Annotated in this window: 23 protein-coding genes; 14 read left to right on the forward strand and 9 right to left on the reverse strand. The window is 52.3% G+C overall.

Annotated elements, in window-relative coordinates:
* The first annotated feature begins 21 nt into the window (after positions 1–21).
* Complete coding sequence (locus tag A372_RS0120460; protein WP_019422764.1) at positions 22–1,356, forward strand: DRTGG domain-containing protein; 1,335 nt, start codon at positions 22–24, stop codon at positions 1,354–1,356.
* 54 nt (positions 1,357–1,410) lie between these two features.
* Here A372_RS0120460 and A372_RS0120465 read toward each other — a convergent pair whose 3' ends face one another.
* The 3 genes from A372_RS0120465 to A372_RS0120475 form a co-directional block, all read right to left on the reverse strand.
* Positions 1,411–1,716, reverse strand: a complete 306-nt coding sequence (locus A372_RS0120465; protein WP_019422765.1) for a YtpI family protein — start codon at positions 1,714–1,716, stop codon at positions 1,411–1,413.
* A gap of 113 nt (positions 1,717–1,829) precedes the next feature.
* Positions 1,830–2,333 (reverse strand): hypothetical protein, encoded by a 504-nt coding sequence (locus A372_RS0120470; protein ID WP_019422766.1) that lies wholly within the window; start codon positions 2,331–2,333, stop codon positions 1,830–1,832.
* Positions 2,334–2,368: 35 nt separating this feature from the next.
* Complete coding sequence (locus A372_RS0120475) at positions 2,369–2,695, reverse strand: YtrH family sporulation protein (protein WP_019422767.1); 327 nt, start codon at positions 2,693–2,695, stop codon at positions 2,369–2,371.
* A gap of 151 nt (positions 2,696–2,846) precedes the next feature.
* Here A372_RS0120475 and A372_RS0120480 point away from each other — a divergent pair, with 151 nt between their 5' ends.
* From A372_RS0120480 to A372_RS0120525, 10 genes are all read left to right on the forward strand, one after another.
* Positions 2,847–6,485 carry a DNA polymerase III subunit alpha gene (locus A372_RS0120480; protein ID WP_019422768.1) on the forward strand — a complete coding sequence of 1,213 codons (3,639 nt, stop codon included), beginning with the start codon at positions 2,847–2,849 and terminating at the stop codon, positions 6,483–6,485.
* 102 nt (positions 6,486–6,587) lie between these two features.
* Positions 6,588–7,088: a phosphatidylglycerophosphatase A family protein gene (locus tag A372_RS0120485; RefSeq protein WP_019422769.1), complete on the forward strand. Its 501-nt coding sequence runs from the start codon at positions 6,588–6,590 to the stop codon at positions 7,086–7,088.
* 141 nt (positions 7,089–7,229) lie between these two features.
* On the forward strand, positions 7,230–7,418 hold the full coding sequence (locus A372_RS0120490) for a hypothetical protein (RefSeq protein WP_019422770.1): 189 nt from the start codon (positions 7,230–7,232) through the stop codon (positions 7,416–7,418).
* A gap of 131 nt (positions 7,419–7,549) precedes the next feature.
* Positions 7,550–8,431 carry an acetyl-CoA carboxylase, carboxyltransferase subunit beta gene (accD, locus tag A372_RS0120495; RefSeq protein ID WP_019422771.1) on the forward strand — a complete coding sequence of 294 codons (882 nt, stop codon included), beginning with the start codon at positions 7,550–7,552 and terminating at the stop codon, positions 8,429–8,431.
* A complete protein-coding gene (gene accA, locus A372_RS0120500) occupies positions 8,421–9,386 on the forward strand; it encodes an acetyl-CoA carboxylase carboxyl transferase subunit alpha (RefSeq protein WP_019422772.1) in 966 nt (321 codons plus the stop codon). Before accD ends, accA begins: the two co-directional genes overlap by 11 nt.
* Positions 9,387–9,547: 161 nt before the next feature.
* Positions 9,548–10,978 (forward strand): pyruvate kinase, encoded by a 1,431-nt coding sequence (gene pyk, locus A372_RS0120505; protein WP_019422773.1) that lies wholly within the window; start codon positions 9,548–9,550, stop codon positions 10,976–10,978.
* A gap of 245 nt (positions 10,979–11,223) precedes the next feature.
* Positions 11,224–11,721: an acyl-CoA thioesterase gene (locus A372_RS0120510; protein ID WP_019422774.1), complete on the forward strand. Its 498-nt coding sequence runs from the start codon at positions 11,224–11,226 to the stop codon at positions 11,719–11,721.
* 93 nt (positions 11,722–11,814) lie between these two features.
* On the forward strand, positions 11,815–12,216 hold the full coding sequence (locus tag A372_RS0120515) for an FxsA family protein (protein ID WP_019422775.1): 402 nt from the start codon (positions 11,815–11,817) through the stop codon (positions 12,214–12,216).
* 79 nt (positions 12,217–12,295) lie between these two features.
* Positions 12,296–12,775: a YcxB family protein gene (locus A372_RS0120520; protein ID WP_019422776.1), complete on the forward strand. Its 480-nt coding sequence runs from the start codon at positions 12,296–12,298 to the stop codon at positions 12,773–12,775.
* Between the two features lie 126 nt (positions 12,776–12,901).
* A complete protein-coding gene (locus tag A372_RS0120525) occupies positions 12,902–13,084 on the forward strand; it encodes a hypothetical protein (RefSeq protein ID WP_019422777.1) in 183 nt (60 codons plus the stop codon).
* 110 nt (positions 13,085–13,194) lie between these two features.
* Here the strand turns inward: A372_RS0120525 and odhB are convergent, their stop codons facing one another.
* The 5 genes from odhB to A372_RS0120555 form a co-directional block, all read right to left on the reverse strand.
* Positions 13,195–14,529 carry a 2-oxoglutarate dehydrogenase complex dihydrolipoyllysine-residue succinyltransferase gene (gene odhB / locus A372_RS0120530; protein ID WP_019422778.1) on the reverse strand — a complete coding sequence of 445 codons (1,335 nt, stop codon included), beginning with the start codon at positions 14,527–14,529 and terminating at the stop codon, positions 13,195–13,197.
* Positions 14,530–14,613: 84 nt separating this feature from the next.
* Complete coding sequence (locus tag A372_RS0120535; RefSeq protein WP_019422779.1) at positions 14,614–17,472, reverse strand: 2-oxoglutarate dehydrogenase E1 component; 2,859 nt, start codon at positions 17,470–17,472, stop codon at positions 14,614–14,616.
* Between the two features lie 762 nt (positions 17,473–18,234).
* Positions 18,235–19,383, reverse strand: coding sequence for an ABC transporter permease (locus A372_RS0120545; RefSeq protein WP_019422781.1), 1,149 nt, complete (start codon positions 19,381–19,383; stop codon positions 18,235–18,237).
* Positions 19,376–20,581, reverse strand: coding sequence for an ABC transporter permease (locus tag A372_RS0120550; protein ID WP_019422782.1), 1,206 nt, complete (start codon positions 20,579–20,581; stop codon positions 19,376–19,378). The genes A372_RS0120545 and A372_RS0120550 overlap by 8 nt, the downstream gene beginning before the upstream one ends.
* 13 nt (positions 20,582–20,594) lie before the next feature.
* Entirely contained in the window at positions 20,595–21,542 is a 948-nt protein-coding gene (locus tag A372_RS0120555) for an ABC transporter ATP-binding protein (protein WP_019422783.1), read from the reverse strand.
* 206 nt (positions 21,543–21,748) lie between these two features.
* Here A372_RS0120555 and A372_RS0120560 point away from each other — a divergent pair, with 206 nt between their 5' ends.
* Positions 21,749–22,906, forward strand: coding sequence for a sensor histidine kinase (locus A372_RS0120560; RefSeq protein ID WP_019422784.1), 1,158 nt, complete (start codon positions 21,749–21,751; stop codon positions 22,904–22,906).
* 65 nt (positions 22,907–22,971) lie between these two features.
* Complete coding sequence (locus A372_RS0120565; RefSeq protein WP_019422785.1) at positions 22,972–23,613, forward strand: response regulator transcription factor; 642 nt, start codon at positions 22,972–22,974, stop codon at positions 23,611–23,613.
* 61 nt (positions 23,614–23,674) lie between these two features.
* Here the strand turns inward: A372_RS0120565 and ytvI are convergent, their stop codons facing one another.
* Positions 23,675–24,790: a sporulation integral membrane protein YtvI gene (gene ytvI, locus A372_RS0120570; protein WP_019422786.1), complete on the reverse strand. Its 1,116-nt coding sequence runs from the start codon at positions 24,788–24,790 to the stop codon at positions 23,675–23,677.
* A gap of 330 nt (positions 24,791–25,120) precedes the next feature.
* Here ytvI and citZ point away from each other — a divergent pair, with 330 nt between their 5' ends.
* On the forward strand, positions 25,121–26,233 hold the full coding sequence (gene citZ / locus A372_RS0120575; protein WP_019422787.1) for a citrate synthase: 1,113 nt from the start codon (positions 25,121–25,123) through the stop codon (positions 26,231–26,233).
* Positions 26,234–26,293: the final 60 nt, after the last annotated feature.

Raw genomic sequence — 26,293 nt, forward strand, 5'->3', positions numbered from 1 at the left:
CGGTTATTAGGGGTGTAACAGATGGATGGACACGATGCGACGTTAACGAAGCACGAGCAGCTGCTTCATCATATTGAAAGTCTGAAGCCAGGGACGAAGATTTCCGTACGTAAATTGGCGAAGGAAATGTCGGTGAGCGAAGGAACGGCCTATCGAGCGGTAAAAGAGGCGGAAAGCATCGGCATCGTGATTACGAAGGAACGCATTGGAACGGTGCGGGTCGAGAAGAAGCCGCGCAATATGTCTGAACAGCTGACATTCGGCGAAGTGGTGGACATACTAGGCGGGCACGTGCTTGGCGGAAGCAGGGGACTCAGCAAGACGCTCAATAAATATGTCATCGGTGCGATGAAGCTCGATGCGATGGCCCGTTACATCGATGCCGGCAGCTTGCTTATCGTGGGGAACCGGGAAGATGCGCATCGTCTTGCGCTGCAACACGGGTCGGGCGTGCTTATTACAGGAGGGTTCGGTACGAGCCGGGAAGTGAAGCTGCTTGCGGATGCACTGGATCTGCCCATTATTTCTTCGAAGTATGATACATTTACGGTCGGATCGATGATTAACCGGGCGCTGTTCGACCGGCTCATCAAGAAAAAGATAATGATTATCGAAGATGTCGTGGCGTTGAAGGCGCAGATGTATGTGCTGCGACCGGTGAGCACGGTGCAAGATTTCGAGCGGATGCGGGAGGAGACGGGGCATAGCCGATTTCCAATCGTCGACGAATGGTACCGGGTTATCGGCATGATTACGTACAAAGATATATTAGGCGCAGCTTCCGATCAGACGATTGATAAACTGTATACGCGCAATCCGATTACGGTTAATTTGCAGACGACGCTCGCATCGGCGGCCCATACGATGGTATGGGAGGGGGTGGATTTGCTTCCGATTGTGGACCGCAACCGGAAGCTCATCGCCGTCGTAACAAGACGTCAAGTGCTGCAGGCGATGCGGGATGCGCGGAAGGAACCGCAGCTTGGAGAAACGTTCGATGACTTGATCTGGAACGGGTTTGATGAAGAACGCGACGATCAAGGCCGGTTGTTCTTCCGTGGTGTCATTACGCCGCAGATGGTGAACGGCTTCGGCTCTGTATCTGAAGGCATCTTGACGACGATTATAACCCAGGCCGCATTGCGGGCTGTCAAAGATGAGAGAAGTTATGATCATGTGATGGAAAATATGACGACATATTTCGTTCGGCCGCTACAGATTGAGGATGTAGTGACGCTTCATCCCGAATTTATTGAAATGAGCCGGAAATTTTGCAAGCTCGAGCTGGAAATTCGACATGGCGAGCATCTCGTCGCCAAGGCGATGATGACCGCGCAATCCATCGATCATGATTAAGGCACGTACTAATAGGGGAGGGACAGCGAATGGCACGCTGTCCCTTCTGCGCATTTATTTTTGCGGTGACATCAGTCTCTGAAAATGGCCGTGATTGCGCAGCCCTGCAAACAGGTTGAACAGCCCGATAACGAGCAGGACGGCGCCGACGATGACGCGGACCGTAGAACCGGTATAAATGAGCATTTGAATCGATGCCATAAATATAAGCATTAGCCCCATGCATACATTCATGCGTGCCGCATATAAGCCGCGCAGCATAGGCTCCTTCTGGCGCCTTGAACGGAAGCTGTAAAAAACGGACAGCGCCGATGTGAGACAAATGAGCAGCAGCAGGGCCCATTGTATCCATTCCGTCATGAAAGCAACTCTCCTTCATTGATGATGATGTGGGTCATTTTTCCTTAATAGTATCATAATTTGGGAGGCTGTCCTATTGGCTCGTGTTCAAAAAGAGGCTTTTTGAACAACTTCTATTGGAATGACAAATTTGTTGGCAGATACGTTTTGACGTCGACCCAGACGTGAAGCACTCCTTCTGTCAACAGCATTGTGCGCATCTGTACCGTATAATCCTTCGCATTGATATCCGGGTAAATTTTACGGGCGAGCAGGCCTTCCACCAGCTTGCTGTACTCGTCGATTTGGAACACGTCCCTGCCTTTCAATCCCGCTAAATCTTTCAGCAAACGCCGGCGGATTTCGGTTTCATCCGCTTGCGGAATGTCAGCATCGCTGCCTGATTTGTAAATATGCAGATCGATGCTGCGAATGATCGTCTTATGGTTTTTGTAGCGCAGCAAATCTTCCGTCTTCGCCTGATATTGGACCAAGCGGTCCTTCAAGTTCATATTCATCATCATCAGCTGATTGAACTGATGCAAATATACGGCATGGTAGATCGCTGCACCTACCACGATGCCGACGATGACGAGCGCCGTGTCGCTTAACCACCGTGGCACTGTATTGAGGCGCATGCTGCACCGTCTCCTTTCAACTTAGGAATGTCCGTTTACGAGCGTCCGCGGCAAATCCATTGAATGAGTTCCGTACCGAGATGCGCACCAACAAAGGAAACAAAAATGTACAGAAGCTGCTTGAACACAGGAGACAAATTGCCGAGCCAGAAGTTGCTCTCAATGACACGTATTGGATCGATGGTGCCGCCGACCGCGGCAACGACCGCCCATATTTTTAAATGCTCAGCGATGTGCTTCATCGTATCGACCGGCGACTGCAGCGCAATCACGGCCCCGATGCCGGCCAGCATGGAACCACCGAGCACCACGCCGAAGGCGATGAAGAAGTCCAGCAATGCCTTGGACATAAATGAGCCCATCATGGCCGCTCCTTTCGAATAGCTGAATGTCGGGGCTGCCAGCTAAGGACAAGAACCCCCTTGTACATGTATAGGATCTGTTCGCGGAAATATGATACAATAAGAGACGAAAATATGTTCGCATGATGCATTGGGATGAGGAGTGAATGGGATGGACCAGTTCGTGCATTTGCACGTACATAGTGAATACAGCTTGCTCGACGGGGCGGCGCGTATCGAAGCGCTTGCCGCACGAGCGGCCGCATGCGGCATGAAGGCGATTGCCCTCACGGATCATGGGGTTATGTATGGCACCATCGCCTTCTACAAAGCATGTGTGGCACATGGCATAAAGCCTATTATCGGCATGGAAGCATACGTGACGACCGGTTCTCTACATGAGAAGGGCTCGCGCAAGGAGCAGCCGATTTATCATTTGATTCTCCTTGCGAAGAGTGAGCAGGGCTATCGCAATTTAATGAAGATTTGCTCAGTCGGGCATCTGGAAGGATTTCATTATAAGCCGCGGGTCGATATGGCCACGTTGCGCAAGTATTCTGAGGGGATCATCGGGCTCAGCGCCTGCCTTGGGGGAGAAGTGTCCCAGCATGTGCTGCACGGCCGGAGCGAGGAAGCTCGCCAAGCGGCGGAGCGGTACCGGGATATTTTCCAGGAAGGGTTCTATTTGGAGCTTCAGGATCACGGATTGACTGAGCAGAAGAAGGTCAACATTGGACTTATCGCCTTGAGTGAAGCGACGGGAATTCCGCTTGCCGCGACCAATGACGTTCACTATATGAAGCAGGAAGATGCAGCGGTGCAAGACGTGCTCATCTGTATCGGCACCGGCAAGACGATTGAAGATGAAGGCCGTATGCGCATGGGCACGGATCAGCTGTATTTTAAATCTCAGGAAGAGATGAATGCGCTGTTCAGACATGTGCCGGAGGCGATTGCCAATACTTCGCGCATCGCAGAGCAGTGTCATGTGGAGCTGGACTTTGAGAAATCGGTGCTGCCGGCTTTTGAGCCGATCCCGGATAGGATGAAGGCTGCGGAATATTTGCGCCAGCTGTGCGAGGAAGGCTTGCAGAGCCGTTATTCAGCCCAGGCGGAGTGGTCTCAGGAAGCGTTCCGCCACAGCGCTCAGGAGCGGCTGCATTATGAATTGAACACGATCGAGAAGATGGGGTTTTCCGATTATTTTTTAATCGTCTGGGACTTCATTCGCTTTGCCCACGAGCAAGGCATCATGACCGGTCCTGGCCGGGGTTCTTCCGCAGGCAGTCTCGTTGCCTACAGCCTTCGCATTACGAATGTCGATCCATTGAAATATAAGCTGTTGTTCGAGCGGTTTTTGAATCCGGAACGGATTACGATGCCGGATATCGATATCGATTTCAACGACGAGCGCCGGGATGAAGTCATTGCCTATGTGGCGGATAAGTACGGCCATGACCGCGTCGCGCAAATCATAACGTTCGGCACGATGGCCGCCCGCGCGGCGGTGCGCGACGTAGGCCGCGTGCTGAATGTGCCGTACAATGAGACAGATCGCGTAGCGAAGCTCATTCCGAACCAGATCGGCATAACGCTCGATAAAGCGCAGCGAACGAGCAGCGAGCTGCGGGAATGGTCGGAGCGGGAGCCACGCATTGGCGAGCTTCTGACGATGGCATCGAAGGTGGAGCGGACGCCGCGCCATGCTTCTACGCATGCGGCTGGTGTCGTCATCAGCGAGGAGCCCTTGACGCATTACGTTCCGCTGCAGGCGGGTACAGAGGATATTGCGCTCACGCAGTACTCGATGGAGCATCTGGAAGCAATCGGTATGCTCAAGATGGATTTCCTCGGACTGCGTACGTTATCTATCATTGAGCGCACGTTGGAATGGGTGGAGAGCCGCACCGGATCTGCGCTTGATTTGAATGCGCTCGACGATTCAGATGCAGCAACGTATGCGCTGCTCACACGCGGCGACACGACAGGGCTGTTTCAGTTGGAATCGGCCGGAGTGCGGCGCGTGCTGCGGGAGCTGAAGCCTTCCGTATTCGAGGACATTGTATCCGTCGTGGCGCTGTATCGCCCGGGTCCAATGGAATTTATTCCGAACTACATTCAGAGCAAGCACGGGCTGAAGCCTGTGGAGTACCCGCACCCTGACTTGGAGCCGATTCTTCAAGATACGTACGGCATTATCGTCTATCAGGAGCAAATTATGCACATCGCCTCGAAGATGGCCGGTTTCTCCTTGGGCGAAGCTGATCTGTTGCGTCGTGCTGTGTCGAAAAAGAAGCGCGAAGTGCTTGACAAAGAGCGACAGCATTTTGTCGAAGGAAGTCGACGTCAGGGATATACGGAGGAAGAGGCGAATCGGGTTTACGACATGATCGTGCGGTTTGCGGACTATGGCTTCCCGCGTGCGCATGCAGCAGCATACGGGGTGTTGGCGTTCCAAACTTCATATTTGAAGGCACATTATCCGATGGAATTCATGGCTTCCATGCTGACGGCCAATATGGGCAGCCACCGGAAAATTGCGGAATATATCGAGGATTGCCGGCGACTGCACATCGAGCTGCTTCCGCCTGACGTGAACGAGAGCCTGGTTCACTTTACACCGCTTGAAGGGGCGATTCGCTTCGGTCTCGGCGCGATTAAAAATGTTGGAACGACAGCGATCGAGAGCATTATTCAAGAACGTAAGGAGAAGCCCTACGCGGATTTACTCGATTTTTGTCAACGGGTGGACCTGCGCGTATGCAACCGCCGGGTTATCGAATCGCTGATACAGGCGGGGGCTTTTGACACCTTGCCCGGACATCGCGCCCAATTGCTTGCGATGCTGGACGAGACGCTGGAAACGGCAGCGAAGTGGCGCAAGGAACGGGAAGATTTGCAAATCCAGCTGTTCGGGTTCGTGGAGGTGAGCAATTGGACGATTGATTATCCGAACGTTCAAGCCTTTACGATGACTGAGCAGCTTGAGTTGGAACGGGAGCTGCTTGGACTGTATCTGTCCGGCCACCCGCTGGACGACTATACGGATTTGCTGCGCGAGGTGGAGACGGATCGGCTTGTCGATCTGCATGATGCTCCGGACGACAGTGAGTGCATCGTCGCCGGGATGGTCGTATCCATCCGCTCTATTATGACGAAGAAGGGCAAGCCGATGGCGTTCATCGAGCTGGAGGACCGCATCGACCGTGCGGAAGTGGTGCTGTTCCCCGAAGTGTGGCGGCGTGCGGAGCCGCTCATTCATAAGGGCGCGTTGCTGGCGGTGCGCGCCAAGGTGCAGCAGCAGGACGACGATTACAAGCTGTTGGCACACGAAGCGGTACCGCTGGAGCAGCGTGCCGTCGCGGCGCTCGTGAAGCGCCGCCGCGGGCCGCAGAGCGGGCACAGCGTGCCAAGCCCGCATGACGCGCAAGCTGCGAAGCCGCGCGCGGGGGCGGGGCTTGCTGGCACGTCGGAGCGTACAGGCGGCGCCTCTTCAGGCCGCGCCGCTGCTTCGCGCGTTGCTTCCGCGCCGTCGGCTCAGGAGCGCAGCACGCCGCCTGCGCGTTCAGGAGCGCGTTCAGGCGCTCAGCGCGTGTACATCAAGATAACGGCCGATCGCGAACGGCCGGAGCTCTTACAGGAGCTGAAGCAGCTTCTGAAGACGAGCCCCGGTCCGCTGCCTACCGTGCTGTTCTATGAGCGTGAGCAGCAGCTGATCGCGCTTAACGAGGCATATGCATTGAAGCCCTCCCCCGAGTTGTTCAAGCAGATTGAAGCCATATTCGGCGATGGCTCGGTTCGTGTAAAATAACATTAACGGCATGAACATTTCCCTTCCGACCCGCATACATTTAGATACGCCCTGTTCCGAAGAGACAAGTCACAGGAGACGGGGTGAAGGGAGGGGATTTCCTTGACATCCGATATTGCGATACAATGGCTGGAACGGCGTGGAGTTGAACTTGAAGCGATTGCGGATATTGTCCTTCAATTGCAGCGGCCCTATAATGCTTCCTTAACGCTTGCGGATTGCATCGACAGTGTCAAAGCGGTCATTCAAAAGCGTGAAGTGCAGTACACGCTAATGACGGGGATTGCGCTTGATTGGTTAGCGGAGCAGAAGCTCTTGCCGGAACCGCTGCAAGCGATAATGGAGGCGGATGAACCGTTATATGGGGTGGATGAAACGCTGGCTCTGGGCATTACGAGCGTATATGGTATGATTGGATTGACGAGCTTCGGCTATTTGGATAAGGCAAAGGTCGGCGTGATTCATCAGTTGAACGCGAACAAGCAGCAAATTCACGTCTTCTTGGATGATCTCGTGGCGGGATTGGCTGCTGCGGCATCGGCCCGAATCGCACACAAGAATCATGATGCAAATTTATATGGGCTGTCGGAAGATACAATTTAACGGCGTATTTGCTTATTTTGTCTAATTGTGCATTTGTTCATTGCATGATTGTCAAGGATTTGGTTGCGGTGAAAATGTCAATTATGTTATCATTATGGCATTATATGAGCCGTATTGGAACGTTAGGGGGGTCTCACGCGCATGTGGACCGTTATCTACATCGCACCGACTGCCAAATTAGCAGACAAGATTCAGACAAGATTGACGGAGGAAGGGTTTCTTATTCAGATCCGTCCCATCCATCTTTCTAAACAACAGTTTGAAATTTTAGTGCCTTCCGGGGAAGTTGAAGAAGTTCAGGAAGTGCTCAATTCGATTTTGCATGCATGATGCGGCTGATTGACGAACGTCACGTTTTTCAAACAGCCGATTTTTGTTGTTTACGGTTAGGACAATCTCCGGCTGTGGACCTAAGTATGTCTCGGTAGCATGGAGAAATCACGCCTAAAGAGGTGTAACGGGTGTTTAAAGACTTATTTCAAAAGAAAAAGTACGCCACGGTGCCATCCGCATCCGTGCATGATGACCGCCCCAAGCGCGAGATACCCGAAGGTTTGATGAACAAATGCCCGAAATGCGGCACGATTCAATATCATAAAGAGTTGGAGAAGAACCTGAAGGTATGTTCGCAGTGTGGGCATCATTTGCGTCTGAATGCGCTGGAGCGCATTGAAATGACCTTGGACGAAGGCCGTTTCTTCGAATACGACTCGGATATCGTCTCTGAGGATCCGCTCGGCTTCCCGGACTATCCGAAGAAGCTGAAGCAGCAGCAAGCCAAATCAGGATTGGACGAAGCGGTCATTACAGGTGAAGGCACGATCGGCGGATTTCCTGTCGTCGTCGCCGTTATGAGCTTTGATTTCTTTACCGGCAGCATGGGCTCGGTCGTCGGTGAAAAAATAACGAGGGCCATTGAAACAGCCATGCAGAAGCAATATCCGCTCATCATTTTCTCGACATCAGGCGGAGCGCGCATGCAGGAAAGCATCTTAAGCCTTATGCAAATGGCGAAGACGAGCGCTGCGTTGGCCAAGCTGCACGAGGCAGGCGGATTGTATATTTCGGTATTTACCGATCCGACGACAGGCGGCGTGTCCGCCAGCTTTGCTATGCTCGGCGATATCAACCTTGCTGAGCCTGGGGCCCTTGTCGGGTTTGCAGGACGCATCGTAATTGAGCAGACCATACGGCAGAAGCTGCCTGACGAGTTCCAAACGGCGGAGTTCAACATGAAGCACGGGCAGCTCGATTTGGTGGTGCCGCGCAAGGACATGCGTCAGACCTTGATCAAGCTTATTGATTTGCACACGGTGAAAGGAGATGTGACGCATGGCGGGTGAGCTTCCGTTCGAGCAGCCTTTGGTGGAGTTGAAACAGAAAATAGCCGAATTAAAACGGTTCGGAGAGGAAAAAAATATTGACTTTACTGAGGAAATCGCCCGGTTGGAGGAGCGTTACGCCAAGTTGGCTGAAGAGATTTATACCAACATCTCCCCATCACAAAAGATGCACTTGGCGAGACATCATCAACGTCCAACCACGCTTGATTTTATTCAGCATATTTTCACCGATTTCATTGAGCTGCACGGTGATCGGCTGTTCGGAGACGACATGGCCATCGTCGGCGGTCTCGCGCGGTTAAATGGGGTTCCGGTAACCGTTATCGGCCATCAGCGCGGCAAGGACACGAAGGAAAATATTGCTCGCTTCTTCGGCAGTCCGCACCCGGAAGGGTTCCGCAAAGCGCTGCGGCTCATGCAGCAAGCGGACAAGTTCAAGCGTCCGATTATTACGTTCATCGATACGAAAGGCGCTTACCCAGGGAATACAGCGGAAGAGCGCGGACAATCGGAAGCGATTGCCCGTAATTTACGCGATATGGCGCTGCTGGGCGTTCCTGTCATCTGCGTCGTGATTGGAGAAGGCGGCAGCGGGGGCGCGTTAGCGCTAGGCGTTGGGAACCGTGTGCTTATGCTCGAGAACGCCATTTATGCCGCCATCTCGCCGAATGGCGCGGCTTCCATCCTGTGGAAGGATGCTTCGAGAGCAGATCAGGCCGCAGAAGCGATGAAGATTACCGCTGCCGATCTGAAAGCGATGGATGTCATTGAAGAAATTATTCCTGAGCCTCAGGGAGGCGCGCACAAGGATGTTGAAGCGGCAGCCGCGAATGTGAAAGACGCGCTGTGGCGTCATCTCGCGGAGCTTATGCTGTTGTCAACAGACGAATTGCGTGAAGATCGCTACGGCAAATTCCGCAAAATCGGCAAGTTTGCAACGTACGAACGTGTATGATTATTTCTCATCATAAAAAAGGTGCTTATTGGTAAAACTTATAAATATGATAATCTTCATATACAAATTTTGCTGAGTATAGTAAATTAGATAGATGAGAGCCTTGTTTTAGAAATAAAAATTAGAGATATTAGAGAGCCCACAATTGGAGGAAGCCCATAATGCGTAAAACCAAAATTGTTTGTACTATCGGTCCTTCCAGCGAGTCCTTGGAGAATACGAAGAAGTTGATTCTGGCAGGCATGAACGTCGCTCGCCTTAACTTCTCGCATGGTGACTTTGATGAGCACGGCAACCGGATCAAGAACATTCGTCAAGCTTGCGAAGAAATGAACAAGACAGTTGCGATTCTTCTTGATACGAAAGGCCCGGAAATCCGTACAGGAAAATTGGCAGTGGAGCCAATCGACCTCGTACAAGATGAATATGTGACATTAACGACGGAAGAAATTCTTGGAGACAAAGATCGCATCTCGGTTACATATAATGAGTTGCCGCAGGATGTGGAAGTCGGTTCGACTATTCTTATCGATGATGGTCTCATTGGACTGACAGTCGTTGACGTTCAAGGCACGGAAATCAAGTGTAAGATTGTTAACGGTGGTACAATTAAGAGCCGTAAAGGCGTTAACGTGCCAGGCGTCAAAATCTCGCTTCCGGGCATTACTGAAAAAGATGCAAATGACATCATTTTCGGTATCGAACAAGGGGTTGATTTCATTGCTGCCTCTTTCGTGCGTAAAGCAAGCGACGTTATGGAAATCCGCAATTTGTTGGACAAGCATAACGCGAAACATATCCAAATCATTTCGAAGATTGAGAACCAAGAAGGCGTAGACAACTTGGATGAAATCTTGGAAGCTTCTGACGGCTTGATGGTTGCCCGCGGTGACCTTGGTGTCGAGATTCCTGCGGAAGAAGTGCCACTTGTACAGAAGAGAATGATTGAAAAATGCAATACCGTAGGCAAACCAGTTATTACAGCGACGCAAATGCTTGATTCCATGCAACGCAATCCTCGCCCTACACGAGCGGAAGCAAGTGACGTGGCGAACGCTATCTTCGACGGCACGGATGCAATCATGCTGTCCGGTGAAACGGCTGCAGGGAAATATCCGGTTGAATCCGTTCTGACGATGTCCCGCATCGCGGAAAAAGCGGAATCTGCATTGGAATATCGTGAAATTTTAATTAAACAAAGCTTGAAACAACAAATGACGGTTACGGATGCAATCAGCCAAGCTGTAGCAAATACGGCGCTTGACTTGAATGCAAAGGCGATCATCAGCTCCACGCAAACCGGATATACGGCGCGCATGGTATCGAAATATCGTCCAAAAGCGCCAATCATTGCTGCGACTCCATCCGAGAAAGTGATGCGCGGATTATCCCTGACATGGGGTGTCGTGCCTGTGAAAGTGGAACAAGCTTCCTCCACGGATGAAATGTTCGACGTTGCGGTTTGCGGCGGCGTAAATACAGGCATCGTTTCCGAAGGAGACCTGGTTGTCATTACGGCTGGTGTCCCAACAAGCTGCGCGGGTTCGACGAACCTCGTGAAAGTGAGCCAAATCGGCAAAAGCTGCTCTTAAGACCGAGCTGATTATATAATAGAATGCAAAGCGACAGAAGCAATGGCGATATGCCATTGCTTCTGTTATTGTGAAAGCAGGTTATATGACATTAAGCACCACATTGTCTCGAACGAACACTAACGAACGGCAAGGACAATAGCGTGCCGCTAGACGCGGCCGCTCACCACTCTGAAGGCGCCGATATGAAGTTTTGTTGCATTTGTGAGTTATGATACTTATAAGTTACAATAGGAGGTGCAGCGATGTCTCCAGCATCGTCTCCGTCTGCTGCTTGCTCTTGGTTCGGATTTCCGCTTCGCGTCCGTTATCAAGAGACAGACGGAATGAAAGTGGTCTTTCATGGAAATTATATCACTTGGTTTGAAGTGGGACGTACAGAATGGATACGAGCGTTAGGCTTGAGCTACCGAGAATTGGAGGCACGGGGGCTGCTGCTTCCTGTCGTTGATTTGCAGGTTACCTTTAAGCGTCCAGCATTGTATGATGACATGATTATGGTATATACCCGGCTGGAGCAGCGTTCAGCGTTGCGCATGACCTTCGCTTCGGTTGTATGTCGCGTAGGCGAAGCTGAAGCAGACATGGCCTTGGAGCAAGGCTGGCATGCCGCGCCAATCGGTGAGCGGCTGGTAGAAGGGGCAACAACACTCGCCTGGCTGAATTCGAATTGGCGTCCGGTACGAATTGAACGTGAAGCGAAGGACATCTGGACGCTGCTTGAATCTGTTACGCATGACTGACTATGAAGTCACATCATGCATTCCCTGACATACTTGGCAGTAAGCAAGTGTGCAGATGACAAGAAGCTTAATTATGGGAAGGAGGGACGCAGGATGAATCCAATCGTATGGATACTTATTGTACTTACGTTAATTCCCGCATTGGAAGTGTACGGTTTCGTCTTGGTCAGCAACTGGGTGGGCGGCTGGAACACATTTTTGCTTATTTTGCTGACGAGTGTAATCGGAGCGATTGTAGCCCGCTATGAAGCTGCCCAAGTGTGGGGTGAAGCCCAGAAGCAGTTGCAGTCCAGGCAAGTACCGGGACGCGCAGTCATTGATGGCTTATGCATTATGGCGGGGGGGATTATGCTCTTAACTCCGGGGTTCTTCACGGATGTCCTCGGTTTCACGCTCGTTTTCCCTCTAACCCGGCCATTATACAGGCACTATTTGTTGAAATGGATCGAGAAAAAAATGAAAGACGGCAATTTCATTTTTTTCCGCCGCTTCTAGGAGACGGTATTGCCATTGAAGCAAGGAGCAGCCTATGCACGGTCGTGAATAGGCTGTTTCAGTGTGGGAGGAGATACCTATGAACAGCACGATACATCTGAACTACCAACTGACCATTCGAGATTATATGGATTACCAGTTTCAATTTATTAAGAAGTCATTGCTCACGTTGGGGCTCATTTTGAACGTTGTACTTCTCGTCATATTGCTCGCCATAACCGGATTTCAGGCGGGGGTGAAGGAGTGGAAGTGGATGGTGCCCGTCATCATCGTGGTTAATGGTGCAGCTGGAGCACTATACTATATGTTGATGCGGGCGGTAACGGGCAAGTCGTTCGGCAAGGATGCTTCCGCACATCAGTATGATATTCAACTCTCGGATGAAGGCATCCGTCTCCAGACACCTGCAACGGAGGGCAATTACGCGTGGAGCGAGGTATATAAAGTGGCAGAAAGCCGGAAGCGTTTCTTCATTTTCTTTGCAGAGAACACTGCGTTAATCATACCGAAGGACGAGCATGATTCTGCACTTCGTGCGCTATTTAAGGCACATGCTTAATGTTGCGTCGAAGCTAAAAGGCGGATCACACCTATGGATTGGATATTATTTCATTTTTTCATAAAGAAACACCTAGGCCTCCAACGCATATAAACCTATGATAGGAATGATGCTGGGAGGACAGAAATGGACAGCAAGTTAGACAGATTGGAACAGAAGCTGATTCTAATGCAAAAAAACAATAAAAATCAGAGCGAAATTACCGAGCTGATGAAGATTCTCCATACGTTGCGAGCGGAAAAGCTGGGAAAGACGGGTACATTGACCGAGGATACCGTTCCCATCGAACGAGCGGACACGGATCAGTAGCAGATGACCGCCATGATGAAATTATCGAACAAATACCATTATGTTTTGGGTTTCTCGACAAGCTCAAAAAGCCGCCGAATTGCTCGGCGGCTTTCCTATTTTCCTCATCATTACCCTTCCAGCAGCAGCGTTTCCGGATCTTCAAGCAGTTCTTTCACCGTTCTTAAAAAGCTAACGGCTTCAGCTCCGTCGACGATACGATGGTCGTAGGAGAGGGCGATATACATCATCGGCCGGTTCACGGTCCGCTCTTCATCAATGGCGACTGGGCGCAGCTGTATTGTGTGCATGCCGAGAATACCGACTTGCGGTGAATTCAAAATCGGCGTGGACAGCAGCGATCCAAAGACACCGCCGTTCGTTATCGTGAACGTCCCGCCTTGCAGCTCGGACAGTGTCAGCGAGTTGGTGCGTGCTTTCTCCGCCAGTTCCCCGATCTGCTTCTCTATTTCAGCGAACCCGAGCCGATCTGCGTCCCGGACAACCGGTACGACCAAGCCTTCTTTGGCGGCAACGGCAATGCCGATGTCATAATATTTCTTCATGATGATGTCTTCACCATCAATTTCGGCATTCAGCAGCGGATACGCTTTGAGCGCGCCGACGATCGCTTTCGTGAAGAAAGACATGAAGCCAAGTCCTACGTCATGCTTCTCGCGGAACGTCGTTTTGCGCCGTTTGCGGATATCCATGATGGCCGACATGTCGACTTCGTTGAAGGTCGTCAGCATTGCGGCCGTCTGCTGTGCTTCCACGAGGCGCTTGGCAATGGTCTGGCGGCGCCGGGACATCCGAACTCGTTCGGCTGGCTTGGCTGCTGCATCTTGTACTCCGACGACTGGCACCGCTGGTGCTGCCGCCTTAGGTGCTGCTGATGCAGGAGAACGCTTGTCTCCCGCTTCCTTCATCACCGTCTCCCCAGCCGCTGTATGCGCCTGCACGTCTTCCTCGCGGATACGTCCGACTGGATCTTGCGGACGGATATTCCGCAAGTCGATTCCTTGCTCTCTTGCCATCTTGCGGGCCGACGGCGTCGCATGATAGTCGCCCCGCTCCTCATTCGTGTCTACTGCATCAGCAGTGACAGCCGCTGTGCCGCCGCTCGTTGCGGAAGCGCTGCTGGATACCGCATTCACATCGGCACCCGCCGTCTTGCTATCGACAGACTTTTCATCTACGGCTGGTGGATTTCCGCCGCTTGCGGCTGACGATTGGGCGCTGATAATTCCTATGATCTCGCCAACGGCTACATTCTCGCCTGCGTGCCGCGCGATACGTTCCACTATTCCGTCTTCCTCTGCGCTAATTTCAAGATTTACTTTGTCTGTTTCTAATTCTGCAAGAACATCGCCGAAATGAACCGTATCTCCTTCTTGAACGTGCCACTTGTGCAGTGTGCCTTCCGTAATGGATTCTCCCAATTCGGGTACTTTAATTTCCGCCACAACCGCTACCTCCCTGAGCATTCATGTATTCATCAGTATTATAGTACGTGTTCAAAAAGGCCATAGGGGTTTTTGAACAGCCTATTATAGGGTATCAATAAGTTTCAATGCATTCGCAATCAGATTGCGCTGTTCAATATTGTGAACGTCCGCATATCCGCTCGCCGTGCTTGAACGCTCGGCGCGGCCGATATAACGAACCGGTATATTTCCTGAAGTCAACTCGCGGAGCCGCGGCTCCATGTAAGTCCAAGCGCCCATATTTTTCGGTTCTTCCTGAACCCAGACGATTTCCTTCAAGGCAGGAAGCCGCTGCAGGACAGCAGTAATGTCTTCGTCCGGGAACGGATAGAGCTGCTCGATGCGGACGATGTGGAGCCAATCCCATTTACGTTCTGGCTCTGCTTCGATTCCAGCCTGCAGGTCGAGTGTAACTTTGCCGCTGCACAGAATCAAGCGCTCCGTCTTCTTCGGCTTGCCGCCAAGCAGAGGTTCTTCCAATATCGGGCGGAAGCTGCCTTCCGTCAGGGATGAGGCTGGAGCCGCGCTGCGCGCATTCCGCAGTAAGCTCTTCGGTGTCATCAGCACTAACGGGCGCGCTTCGGTCGTTCTGCCGCTCGCCGCCTGCCGCCGGAGCAGATGGAAATATTGGGCGGCGCTGCTCAAATTGGCAACCGTCCAATTCCGCTCTGCACAAGACTGCAAGTAGCGCTCCAGCCGGGCGCTTGAATGTTCAGGACCCTGACCTTCGTATCCATGCGGCAATAGCATAACGAGATTGGAATACTGATGCCACTTAGCCAAGCCCGCGGAAATGAATTGGTCAAAGATGACTTGTGCCGCATTGGCGAAATCTCCGAACTGCGCTTCCCAGAGGACGAGCGTCTCGGGAGCGAACACATTGTATCCATATTCGAAGCCGAGCACGGACGCTTCTGAGAGCGGACTGTTATACACGCCGAACGACGCCTTCGCTTGTGGCAAGCGGTGCAGCGGACAGAACGTGTTCCCAGTCTTATAATCGTGCAGCACGAGGTGGCGATGTGCGAACGTGCCGCGCTCTGAGTCCTGGCCGCTTAAACGGATAGGCTGGCCGTCTTCCAGAATAGTAGCGAAGGCGAGTGCCTCCGCCAAGGCCCAATCGACCGCTCCGTCGTCGTTAAGCGCATCAACCCGGCGCTGAAGAATCCGTTCCAGCTTCGGATACACGTGGAAGCCTTCTGGAACCTCCAACAGCTGCCGATTGATATCTTGCAGCCGCTCCAATGGTACGGCTGTCATCTTGGAAGGCGCCGCGTCGGAACGCGGGAACGACTCGGAATGGTAATGATATGGCCGATCCGTCAGCGCTTTCATTCGGTCATAAGCTTGCTGCAGCGTCTCGTCGACTTGCCGCTTCATCGCTTCGATGCGGCTGTCATCCAACAGACCTTTCCGCCGCAATGTCTCGGCATACCGCGTCGCTACGGTCGGATGCTTGGATACTTTCTCGTACACTAGCGACTGGGTCGCGGAAGGATCGTCCATCTCGTTGTGCCCGTGCCGGCGATAGCCGATCAGGTCGATTAGGAAATCCTTCTTGAACTGCTCTCGATATTCGGCTGCCATGCGGATCGCCGCGAGGCAGGCTTCCGGATCGTCTGCATTTACATGCACGATCGGAATCTCAAAGCCTTTGGCCAGGTCGCTCGCGTAGAGTGTGGAACGGGAATCGTGACTGTCCGTTGTGAACCCAATGCGGTTGTTGACGATGATATGCACCGTTCCACCGTTCTGGTACCCTCTAAGCTTGTTGAAGTTAAGCGTCTCCGATACGATGCCTTCACCTGGGAAGGCGGCATCCCCATGAATTAGCACGGCCGCTGCCCGGCCCGCATTTTGTTCCGGATAGCCTGGCTGGCTGCGGTCATCCTGTGCAGCGCGTGTGAAGCCTTCGACGACCGGATTCACGAATTCCAGATGGCTCGGATTGTTCGCGAGCGTAATCGTGGTACGGATGCGATCGCCGTCTTCCAGCGCGCGGTCAGCGCCAAGGTGATATTTGACGTCCCCCGTCCATCCGTAGTTAATTCCCATCGACCCTTCCGAAGGGAAGAGATCTTTGTTCGGCGAATGGTGGAACTCTGAGAAAATGCTGCCATATGGCTTGCCCAGTACGTGGGCCAAAACATTCAAACGTCCACGATGGGCCATGCCCATTAAAATATGTGCTGCGCCTCCACGCGCAAATACTTGAACGATTTCGTCCAGCATCGGAACGAGGACGTCCGTGCCTTCGATTGAGAATCGTTTCTGGCCTACGAAGGTGCGGTGGAGAAAGGTTTCGAACTGCTCTACTTCAATGAGTCGCTTCAATAAAGCGCTTCGCGCTTCGTCGGTCATCGGCGGTGGAACGAGGCCGGAACTGACCTTTTGTCTGAGCCACAACCGTTCGCCCAGATCGTGAACATGGCTGAATTCAAAAGCGATGGATTGGGTGTACAGCTCGCGCAAGCGCTGCACTGCGTCCCATGCACTTTCTATTTCATCCGGCGCTTCCTCCCATACGAGGGAAGCCGGTAAGGAACGCAATTCGTCCGCAGTTAACCCGAACGTCTCCGGTTCGAAGCGGCGGGTGTCAGCCTGCGCATTCACTCCGAGCGGATCAAGATCCGCAGCCAGGTGTCCATAGGCGCGAATACTCTCCGCGATTCGTACAGCGGATACCGCTTGCTGGAGCCGTTGTACATCCGTAATCAAGCTAGGTTCCACCGTCGTTGCCGTTCCGGCAGTAGTGCCGCTCGTACCGGGCGGAGCACCGTAACGAGCGAATAGGTCGCGATAATGGGCGTCTACGGAAGCGGGATCCACCGCATAGCGCTCATACTGCTCTTGAATGTAACCCAGATTGGGGCCGTAATACGATTTCCAAACCCCTCCCGAGTGCGTAACATCAGCCGACATGCAATATGACCTCCTAACGGATTCATGCGAGAAATGGGTTGTTTCTCCATTTATAACCCAAAATCTTCATGTCTAATTGTGAACTCCTTCGACAAATATTGCAACTGATATTACAAATTTTTGTTCAAAAGGGCATGAATGCGATTTAAGTAGTTGGAACAAAGGTTTGTTAATGGATGATGGAACATTTTATGTAAATAAATGGGTTTTGAATCATTGCTGTGAAAACCCAATAATGGAATTATTGAGAATGTGGCGGAGTTGAATAAGGATGCCGTTCACATCTCGTTCATACATCATTCATACATGTCATATGTGAATTAAGGATGAGCCGTAAAAGATGGCCTCCTTTTACTATATAAGTTGATCTATATTGTTGTCCAAGGTGAAGGAGAGCCTATTTACAGTAAAATATGCCGATCGGGCGGCTTAAAGGCATGTGGACTGAATTTTGTGCAGTGGATCGGGCTGCTTTTCAGCATCGCTGCGGAAACCGTGTCAAAACACGGTGTGAATTCCAATGAAACCTACCGTAAAGAGGCATGCGCTGCTGTTTCGCTGTACAAAGTCCAATGCAGGATGAGGCAAGGGGGAGACAGCCCGTCCTTCAGTCTATCTTTTTTAGTTCAAATTGAAGATGGCTGGATGACAATGGTACAGACGCGGCTATGAGGCTCCATGCAGATGCGGATCCAGCGGACGCACATGAAAAAACCTCCTTCCTGCCGCATGCAGCGGATCGAAAGGAGGAGGATTCCATAATTATATCGCTTCTCGCGTGGCCGGCCGGAGCACGGTGGAGCCGATGCCAAGCAGGACGACGCCGAACAGGAGCAGCACTATGACATGCAGCGCGATAGCTGACCAGGAACCGCCAGCAGCCAACTGTTCCATCGCATCCAGCACCCAACGCTGCGGTACGAAGTACGAAATCTTTTGCATGCTGTCGTTCATGAATTCAACCGGCCAGTAGCAGCCGCTTATCATGCAGGTCGGTACTACAAGGAAAAAATTCACTCGGGAAAAGTGCTCTGAATTTCCGATGATAGAGCCTAGCATGCAAGCCATCCCCATACCAGCGATCAGGAACAGCTCCAGAAGCACCCATTGCTGAAGCAGTGTCATTGACATGTCGATGCCAATCAGATAACGGGTGATAAGCAGAACGACGGCAATTTGCATCGTGCCGAAGGCGATGCCGCCCAAGAATTGACCTAGAGCGATATGGTAGGCGCGCACCGGCGCGGCATAGGTTCGCATCATCGTGTAGTTTTGCTTGTCTTCCAGCATGATGGAGACGGCGTTCATCAAGGACATGAGCATGAACATCAAGAGCATTCCCATGCTCATGCGCAGCGTCGGCGACACATACAACTGAAAGTCGGTCGTTTCCGCGCGGACGTTCCCTTTTGATTTCTCAGTCAGGACATCAGCCGTTCGTGTCTCTAAGTCATTCCCCTGTAACCCGGACGCCTTCAGGGTATCCACGACACGCATCGCATCCTGCACATGCTGTTCCAACCGCATCTTGAGCGCGATATTCGCTTCATTCATGCCGAGTTGGATCTGTTCAATAACCGGATGCTCTCCCTGAAGCAGCATGTCGCCGTAGCGTTCTGGAAGGATGAATCCGGCGCTGGCTTTCTGATCGAACACGTTCTCGCGCAGTTCATTCGTGTTCGCAGCCTCCTTCAGCTCAAAGTCGTCTTTAAGCGAGTTGAGCAAATATTGAGCGAGCGGCGAATGGTCGCGGGAGACGACTTCAATCCGCTGCGGCCCTTGCTCGCCGATATGAAGGAGCAGCATGAATGCGGATACGATGATGGCCGGCAGCAGAAACGTGACAATTAGCGAGCGTTTTTGCGAGAGCATCCGCTTCAGAAACCATTGTGCAATCCACAGACTAGGCATAGTTGACCACCTTTCTGAATGACCAGACGGCAAGGAGGAACAGTACGCCCGCAATCCCCGCAAGCGGAAGCACATAGTGAAGCGTATCGCTCCATCCCCCGTTCATCATGATGCGGAGCATGCTCTGCATCGCCCAATGGGATAGGGTGAACGGGCCGACGGTTGCCTGAACTTCGCTAATCGGAAAGAATCCGCCGCTTATTGCCGTCATTGTAATGACCAAAAATTGAAACAATCCTTTGATGGATTTTTCTTCTCGGACATAGGCGATGATGACCGACCCGAGCGCCATGGAGCTCACGATGAGAAGCAAGCATACGATGACGAGCGCTCCGATGTCGCGGCCCCAGTCTACGCCGAACAGCCAGTGGCTGAGCGCAATCATGAATATGGCCTGGCAGACCGCGATGAGCGATTGCCCGATCAATTTGCCTGACATGTAGCTGTACGGGCGGACAGGAGCGGCCATAATCCGGTGGAAGGTATAGTTCTGCCGGTCGGCCAGGATAGAAATGGCAAGAGACATGCCCGTATACAGCATATACATGACGAGGATGGATACGGAATAATACTGCATCGCTGTCGGATTGGGCTGATCCTGCATCGGATTCACTTCGACGATTGCAGCCTCGTTCTGCTGTTCTCCCGCACTGCCTTGCATTAACGTTCCAGCTGCCGGCGGGATTCCGTTCTTGGCAGCGCTGCTGCCTGTATGTTCGGCCGTCAGAGCGAGCGCCTGCTGTGTGTTGACAATGTCCAGATAGGCGCCGAATACGGATTTGGCAGCAAGATTATTGGCGTAATCATTGCCCATGATCATTTCCCACGATGCTTGACGTCCGTTCAGCACATCGTCAGAGAACGTGGAAGGGATGACGAGCCCGAAGCCGAGCTTGCCATCACGAATGAGGCGGATAACCTCCTCGCGGTCGGCGTATGCTATAGGCTCAATCCATTGGCGAACGTCATCTGCTGTGAGAAATTGTGCGAACGCTTGTGCCAGCACTCCCTGGTCTTGCTGCACGATACCGGCCTTGAACGGCTCCGGATCACGGGATTCTACCTTGAATTTGCCGGATCCCGATAAGGAAGAGCCGAGCAGAAAGATAAGCAGCAGCGGAACGATGAACGTCACAACCAAAATGGAGATCATCTGCAACTGTCTGCGCAATTCATTGACTGCAATATTCCACATCATGTTCTCGTTCCTCCTAATCCCGCAATTGGCGTCCAGTCAACGACATGAACAGCGTCTCCAGATTCGGTTCTTCCCGTTCGAATGATTGTACCAAAATACGGTGTTTGGATAGGATGAATAAAATATCTTGCAGGCTTCCATCCGCAGAGGGAAGCAAGATTTGCAGGGCGTTCTCCTGCAATGACGCCTGCTTGATGCGCGGATGCTCCAGCAGTTCGCCAATGGCGGCATCGACTTCACTGTCGGGCGACAGACTGATTGTAACCGTTAGTTTGTCGTCCTGACCGATGTCTTCCTTCAGCTGATGCTGCGTGCCGCAGGCGATAAGCCGGCCCTGGTTCATAATGCCGACCTTGGTAGAGATCGCTTCGACTTCTTCCATGTAGTGGCTAGTGTAAATGATGGTGGACCCTGCCTCATTCAGCTGTTTTACCGATTCTAAAATGTGATTGCGCGAATGCGGGTCGATGCCTACAGTCGGTTCATCCATAATGATGAGCCGCGGGCGATGAGCAATCGCGCACGCAATGTTCAGGCGCCGTTTCATTCCGCCGGAGAACGATGCCGGTTTGTCTTTCCGCCGATCGGACAGGCCGACCAGCTCTAGCGCTTCATCGACGCCGGCTTCCAGCGCCTTGCCGCGAAGACCGTAGAGCTTGGCGAAGAAGACGATGTTGTCGCGTGCGGACATCTGCTCATAAATCGCCAGATCCTGCGGCACGAGTCCGATGCGCCGCTTGACCTCAAGCGGATTGTGCTTGACGGAGATGCCATCGACGGAGATGTCCCCGCCACTTATCGGCAGCAGTCCAGTCAGCATATGAATGGTCGTGCTCTTTCCTGCTCCATTCGGTCCGAGCAGCCCGAAGATTTCGCCTTCCTCTATCGCTAAATTCAAGTGGTCCACGACGGCTTTGCCGTTATATTTTTTGACCACATTCCGAATCTGTACCATGTTCATTCGGAACACCCTCCCTTACGCTTCAATCGATATCCCCATTATAAAGCGGCTTACGGCACGCTACAGGTAGAATACGTCACCTCTTGCACATGACTTTCGTCATGTTTTACAATTTCGTGCGGAAAAAAGTTGCGCGCTAATAACGGTGCGGCAGTATGCTATAATGTGTCTCGTGAAATGAGATTGATTAAAGCGGGTGTTGACCTATGCTGCATCAAGTAAAGATTGGATTGCGCTACGGATTGCTAGTCATCCCCGTTCTGGCTTCAGTATATGTGGAGTCTTACTCCTCTTATGGGATATATACGTTGTGCGCGCTTCTGTTACTGGCTTGGGGAGAACTGCGCAATTTCGCGCAGAAGGAATATCTCGTTTGGACCTTTTTCGTCGTTGAAATCGGATACCTTACCTGGTTCGGCCACCACTATGCGGGACTGCTGTTCCTTGCTTTCGGTTCCACAGTTGCGTCCCATCCGGTTCAATGGTCCGATCGGAAGCATGCAGTTGCTCTGGCGCTTGCGATGTGCGGGTTGAACGGCTCTCTGGCCGGGCGGCCGTGGGAATGGGTGCTGATGGGCAATATTGTCGTGATCACGATCGGCGTGCTCATGCTTGGCATCTATGCTAGCGAGAGGGCGCATCGAGGAATGGAACGCCTCAACGATGACTTGCGGCAGCAAGCGTACGAACTGAATGAGGCGCGGATGGAGATGATGCAATACGCGCGCAGGGTGGAGCATGCCGCCCAAGCGGAAGAGCGCAATCGTATCGCGCACGATCTGCACGACGAGCTGGGCCATAAGCTAATCCGCTTGAAGCTGATGATGGATGCGGCCGAGCAGGTGAAAGCCGTGGATTCGGATCGGGCCTTCGGGCTATACGATTCGGTGCGGGAACAGCTGACTGCCAGCATGGAGCTGCTGAGGATGACGGTCCGGCGGATGAAGCCCTCTGAGGGGGACGTCAGGACGTATTCGCTGGAACGGCTTGTCCGGGAGGCGGAGAGCGGAGGAGTGCTGCGGGTTCGCCATCAGGTCAACGGTATTCCGTATGCGTTGTACCCGAGTATCGAAGTCGTCATCTATCAAAATGCGCAGGAAGCGATTACGAATGCGCTCCGGCACGGAGGGGCGACGGAAGTCGATATTTATGTTTCTTATCATCCGGAGGAAGTCGTGCTTCAGGTGGGCAACAACGGCTCCAAGCCGGAGCTGCCGTTGGAACGGGGCATCGGACTGAGAGGGATGGAGGAGCGGACGAACATGATCGGCGGGCGTGTGGAATGGACAGCCGAGCCGCACTTCACGGTACGCACCGTCATTCCGGCGGCGGCGAAGAACGTCAGCTGCTCTTCGTCCCGCTGATGTGCGGCTGCGCCGTGCGCATACATAGAGAGCAGATTGAAGCTGTGAAGAAAGGATGCTGCGCAATGATTTCAGTATTGATTGCAGATGACGATGCTTTTATTCGGGAAAGCTTGAAGCTTATCGTCGGCATGCACCCCGATATCGACGTTGTCGGGACATGCGGGAACGGCAAGGAAGCGGAGCGTGCCGTTGCGGAGCTCGGCGCAGATGTCGTCCTGATGGATATGCGCATGCCGGAATGCGACGGGGTAGAGGGGACGAGGCGCATCAAGGAGCGTCATCCCGACGTGAAGGTGCTCATCCTGACGACGTTCGACGATGACGAATATATCGTGGAAGCGATGCGTTGCGGGGCTAGCGGTTATTTGCTGAAAAACAATGCCCCCGAACGCATCGTCGAGGGCATACGGACCGTGCACGCTGGATCGGTGCTGATGGATCCCGATGTGGCGCGCAAGCTGGCTCAGCTTCTCCAGGCGCCGTCCCGTGCGAAGAAGCCTGAATCGATGTGGTCGGCCTATGCGTTGACTGCGACGGAGCAGACGATTACTGAGCGGGTGGCCGACGGGATGTCGAACAAGGAGATTGCGGCTGCGCTTCATCTGAGCGAGGGCACCGTGAAAAACTATATTTCCGATATTTTGTCGAAGCTCAGTCTTCGGGATCGCACGCAGCTCGCCATTTTCTACTGGAAGCAGCAATAACAATGCTAACGTCGTTGCAGTCACTTGCAGCGGCGTTTTTCGGATTCAAGCAGCCACCCGCTCAACGCCTGCCGGTCAATATGTAATTGCGCAAATCCCGAAACACGTACGCACGGTTCATTGCGGATACCAGCACCAGTGTAACTGGACCGATGATAAGCCCGAGCACCCCGAACAATTTCAAGCCTACAAACATGGCCACAAGCGTAATCAGAGGATCCAGGCCGACACTGGATGCGAGCACCTTCGGCTCCATGATTTGCCTTGCGACTAGCACGATGGAATACAGCACGGCCAGACCGATTCCAAGCGATGAGCTTCCTGCCGCAAAGCTGTAGATAATCCACGGCACCATAACGGCGCCCACTCCCAAATACGGAAGCAAATCGACCAGCCCGATGAGCAGCCCGATCGTGACCGCATACTCGACATGCAGCACGATTAGCCCGATAATGACGACCAGGGCCGTAATGGAGATAAGGAGGAACTGCGCACGTAAATAGCCGAACAGCGCGTGCTTCAAATCCTGCCATACGTTGCGGGTCGGCTTGCGGACTTGTTCCGGCACCGTCCGGGTGAACGTGTGTGTCCACCGCAGCCAATCTTTGCTAATAAAAAACGCCGCGAGCATAACGATGATGGAGATGGTCGCTACGTTCGGCAAGCTGGAGAGCAAGCGGACGATGCCATCGAGGAACAGTGTGATGAGATTCGTGATCGCTGTCGTAATCGTCTGCGCGGTGTTGGATAGATTGCTGTTAATGGAACCTTGTATATTCGGATTGTCTTTATAGAGTGAACTGATGGAATGAATGAACTGCTGCACGTCCTCATTTTCAACCAACTGAACGAATAAATCCCGCCACACATTGAGGAAATATTCGAGTGTCATGGACAGATTATATATCTCTTTCACAATTCGGGTAATGACTGCGGCCGCCACCGTCAGCATTGCCAAGATGAATATCGTTAATGATATGGTGACGCTGAGCCACCTGGGAAACTTGAACTGCAGGGACATCCACTGCACGACGGGATTGAGCACAAGCGCAATCGCCCACGCGATCAGAAACGGATAGAGCAAAGGGAGCAGCATCCAGCTTGCGAACAACACGACTGCCGTGACAAGCAGCACCCAACCGCCACGCCAAATTCGTTTTATTATTAATTGATTCACGAGCCACCTCCTTATGCGTAAGCAACTGCAACCGATTGCGGATTACCCTGTTATGAGCTTGCGTTCATTTGGACGAACCCCTTTTATATATAGCTATGCACAATGTCACAAAACCTGTTCTTTTTCCTACCACAAAAAAACCTTTATGACAGTGATAAAGCATTTCTATCCAAATATTGCACTGAAACCGTTCACAATTCCGACAATATCCTTTATGATCGAGGAAGAATACACTGCCGATTTACAGTGCAGTAAATATGCACCAGGTGAAGACAGAGAAAAGAGAAAGTTGGGATGTTATAGGTTAGATATGCAAAGGAGAGAGGACAGATGACAGCGACGAAAGGTTTGGAAGGCATTGTTGCAACGACTTCTTCCATTAGTTCGATTATCGATGGCGTGTTGACCTATCGTGGTTACAATATCGACGATTTAGCTGAATACGCAACGTTTGAAGAAGTTGTGTATTTATTGTGGTTTGGAAATTTGCCGAATCAAGACAAATTATCGGAGTTGCGTGAGCGGCTTGATGAATATGCCGCAATACCTTCTGCCGTGATTGATCAAATGAAGTTGTATCCATCGAACGCCAATACGATGGCTGTTCTCCGTTCTGCGATTTCCGCATTGGCTTTGTATGACGTAACGGCAAATGACATGAGCCGTGAAGCGAATGTGGATAAAGCTATCAAGTTGCAAGCTCAACTCCCTACCATTATTGCTGCCTTCGCGCGTATTCGTGAAGGGAAGGAGCCTATTTCACCGAAGGCGGGACACTCCATCGCCTATAATTTTTTGTACATGCTGAACGGCGAGGAACCTGAAAATAGCGCCGTTGTAGCCATGGACAAAGCACTCGTGCTTCATGCCGATCATGAGCTGAACGCTTCGACATTCGCCGCACGGGTGACGGTGGCTACGCTGTCCGACATGTATTCGGGCGTCGTATCGGCTGTCGGCGCACTCAAGGGGCCATTGCACGGAGGCGCCAATGAGGCGGTTATGCAAATGCTCGAAGAGATCGGCTCATTGAACCGGGTCGAAGACTACATTCAGCATAAGCTCGACGACAAAGAGAAAATTATGGGATTTGGACACCGCGTATACAAGAACGGCGACCCGCGCGCGAAGCACCTGCAGAAGATGTCGCGTGAACTCGGCAATATGAACGGGAACCTCGAATTGTACGAAATGTCCACCCGTATTGAAGAACTGGTAACTGGACAGAAAGGCTTGAAGCCGAACGTGGACTTCTACTCTGCGTCGGTATATACCATGTTGGGTATTCCGCGCGATCTGTTTACGCCAATCTTCGCCATTAGCCGCGTGTCCGGCTGGACGGCGCACATATTGGAACAGTATGAGAACAACCGCATTATTCGTCCGCGTGCCGAATATACGGGGCCTTTAAGCCAATTGTTCATCCCGATTCAGGAGCGTTAAGACGGTTTATGCTTGGATGAGATGAACATATCGCGATAACTTAGGTTGTCTTTATAAAAG

Source organism: Paenibacillus sp. OSY-SE (assembly GCF_000283315.1).
GTDB lineage: Bacteria > Bacillota > Bacilli > Paenibacillales > Paenibacillaceae > Paenibacillus_B > Paenibacillus_B profundus.

Bases quoted from the DNA above. Each gene is read 5' to 3' on its own strand.
- A372_RS0120460 (WP_019422764.1), top strand. From the start codon at position 22: ATGGATGGACACGATGCGACGTTAACGAAGCACGAGCAGCTGCTTCAT.
- A372_RS0120465 (WP_019422765.1), bottom strand. From the start codon at position 1,716: ATGACGGAATGGATACAATGGGCCCTGCTGCTGCTCATTTGTCTCACA.
- A372_RS0120470 (WP_019422766.1), bottom strand. From the start codon at position 2,333: ATGCGCCTCAATACAGTGCCACGGTGGTTAAGCGACACGGCGCTCGTC.
- A372_RS0120475 (WP_019422767.1), bottom strand. From the start codon at position 2,695: ATGGGCTCATTTATGTCCAAGGCATTGCTGGACTTCTTCATCGCCTTC.
- A372_RS0120480 (WP_019422768.1), top strand. From the start codon at position 2,847: ATGGACCAGTTCGTGCATTTGCACGTACATAGTGAATACAGCTTGCTC.
- A372_RS0120490 (WP_019422770.1), top strand. From the start codon at position 7,230: ATGTGGACCGTTATCTACATCGCACCGACTGCCAAATTAGCAGACAAG.
- accA (WP_019422772.1), top strand. From the start codon at position 8,421: ATGGCGGGTGAGCTTCCGTTCGAGCAGCCTTTGGTGGAGTTGAAACAG.
- pyk (WP_019422773.1), top strand. From the start codon at position 9,548: ATGCGTAAAACCAAAATTGTTTGTACTATCGGTCCTTCCAGCGAGTCC.
- A372_RS0120510 (WP_019422774.1), top strand. From the start codon at position 11,224: ATGTCTCCAGCATCGTCTCCGTCTGCTGCTTGCTCTTGGTTCGGATTT.
- A372_RS0120515 (WP_019422775.1), top strand. From the start codon at position 11,815: ATGAATCCAATCGTATGGATACTTATTGTACTTACGTTAATTCCCGCA.
- A372_RS0120520 (WP_019422776.1), top strand. From the start codon at position 12,296: ATGAACAGCACGATACATCTGAACTACCAACTGACCATTCGAGATTAT.
- A372_RS0120525 (WP_019422777.1), top strand. From the start codon at position 12,902: ATGGACAGCAAGTTAGACAGATTGGAACAGAAGCTGATTCTAATGCAA.
- A372_RS0120535 (WP_019422779.1), bottom strand. From the start codon at position 17,472: ATGTCGGCTGATGTTACGCACTCGGGAGGGGTTTGGAAATCGTATTAC.
- A372_RS0120545 (WP_019422781.1), bottom strand. From the start codon at position 19,383: ATGCCTAGTCTGTGGATTGCACAATGGTTTCTGAAGCGGATGCTCTCG.
- A372_RS0120550 (WP_019422782.1), bottom strand. From the start codon at position 20,581: ATGATGTGGAATATTGCAGTCAATGAATTGCGCAGACAGTTGCAGATG.
- A372_RS0120555 (WP_019422783.1), bottom strand. From the start codon at position 21,542: ATGAACATGGTACAGATTCGGAATGTGGTCAAAAAATATAACGGCAAA.
- A372_RS0120560 (WP_019422784.1), top strand. From the start codon at position 21,749: ATGCTGCATCAAGTAAAGATTGGATTGCGCTACGGATTGCTAGTCATC.
- A372_RS0120565 (WP_019422785.1), top strand. From the start codon at position 22,972: ATGATTTCAGTATTGATTGCAGATGACGATGCTTTTATTCGGGAAAGC.
- citZ (WP_019422787.1), top strand. From the start codon at position 25,121: ATGACAGCGACGAAAGGTTTGGAAGGCATTGTTGCAACGACTTCTTCC.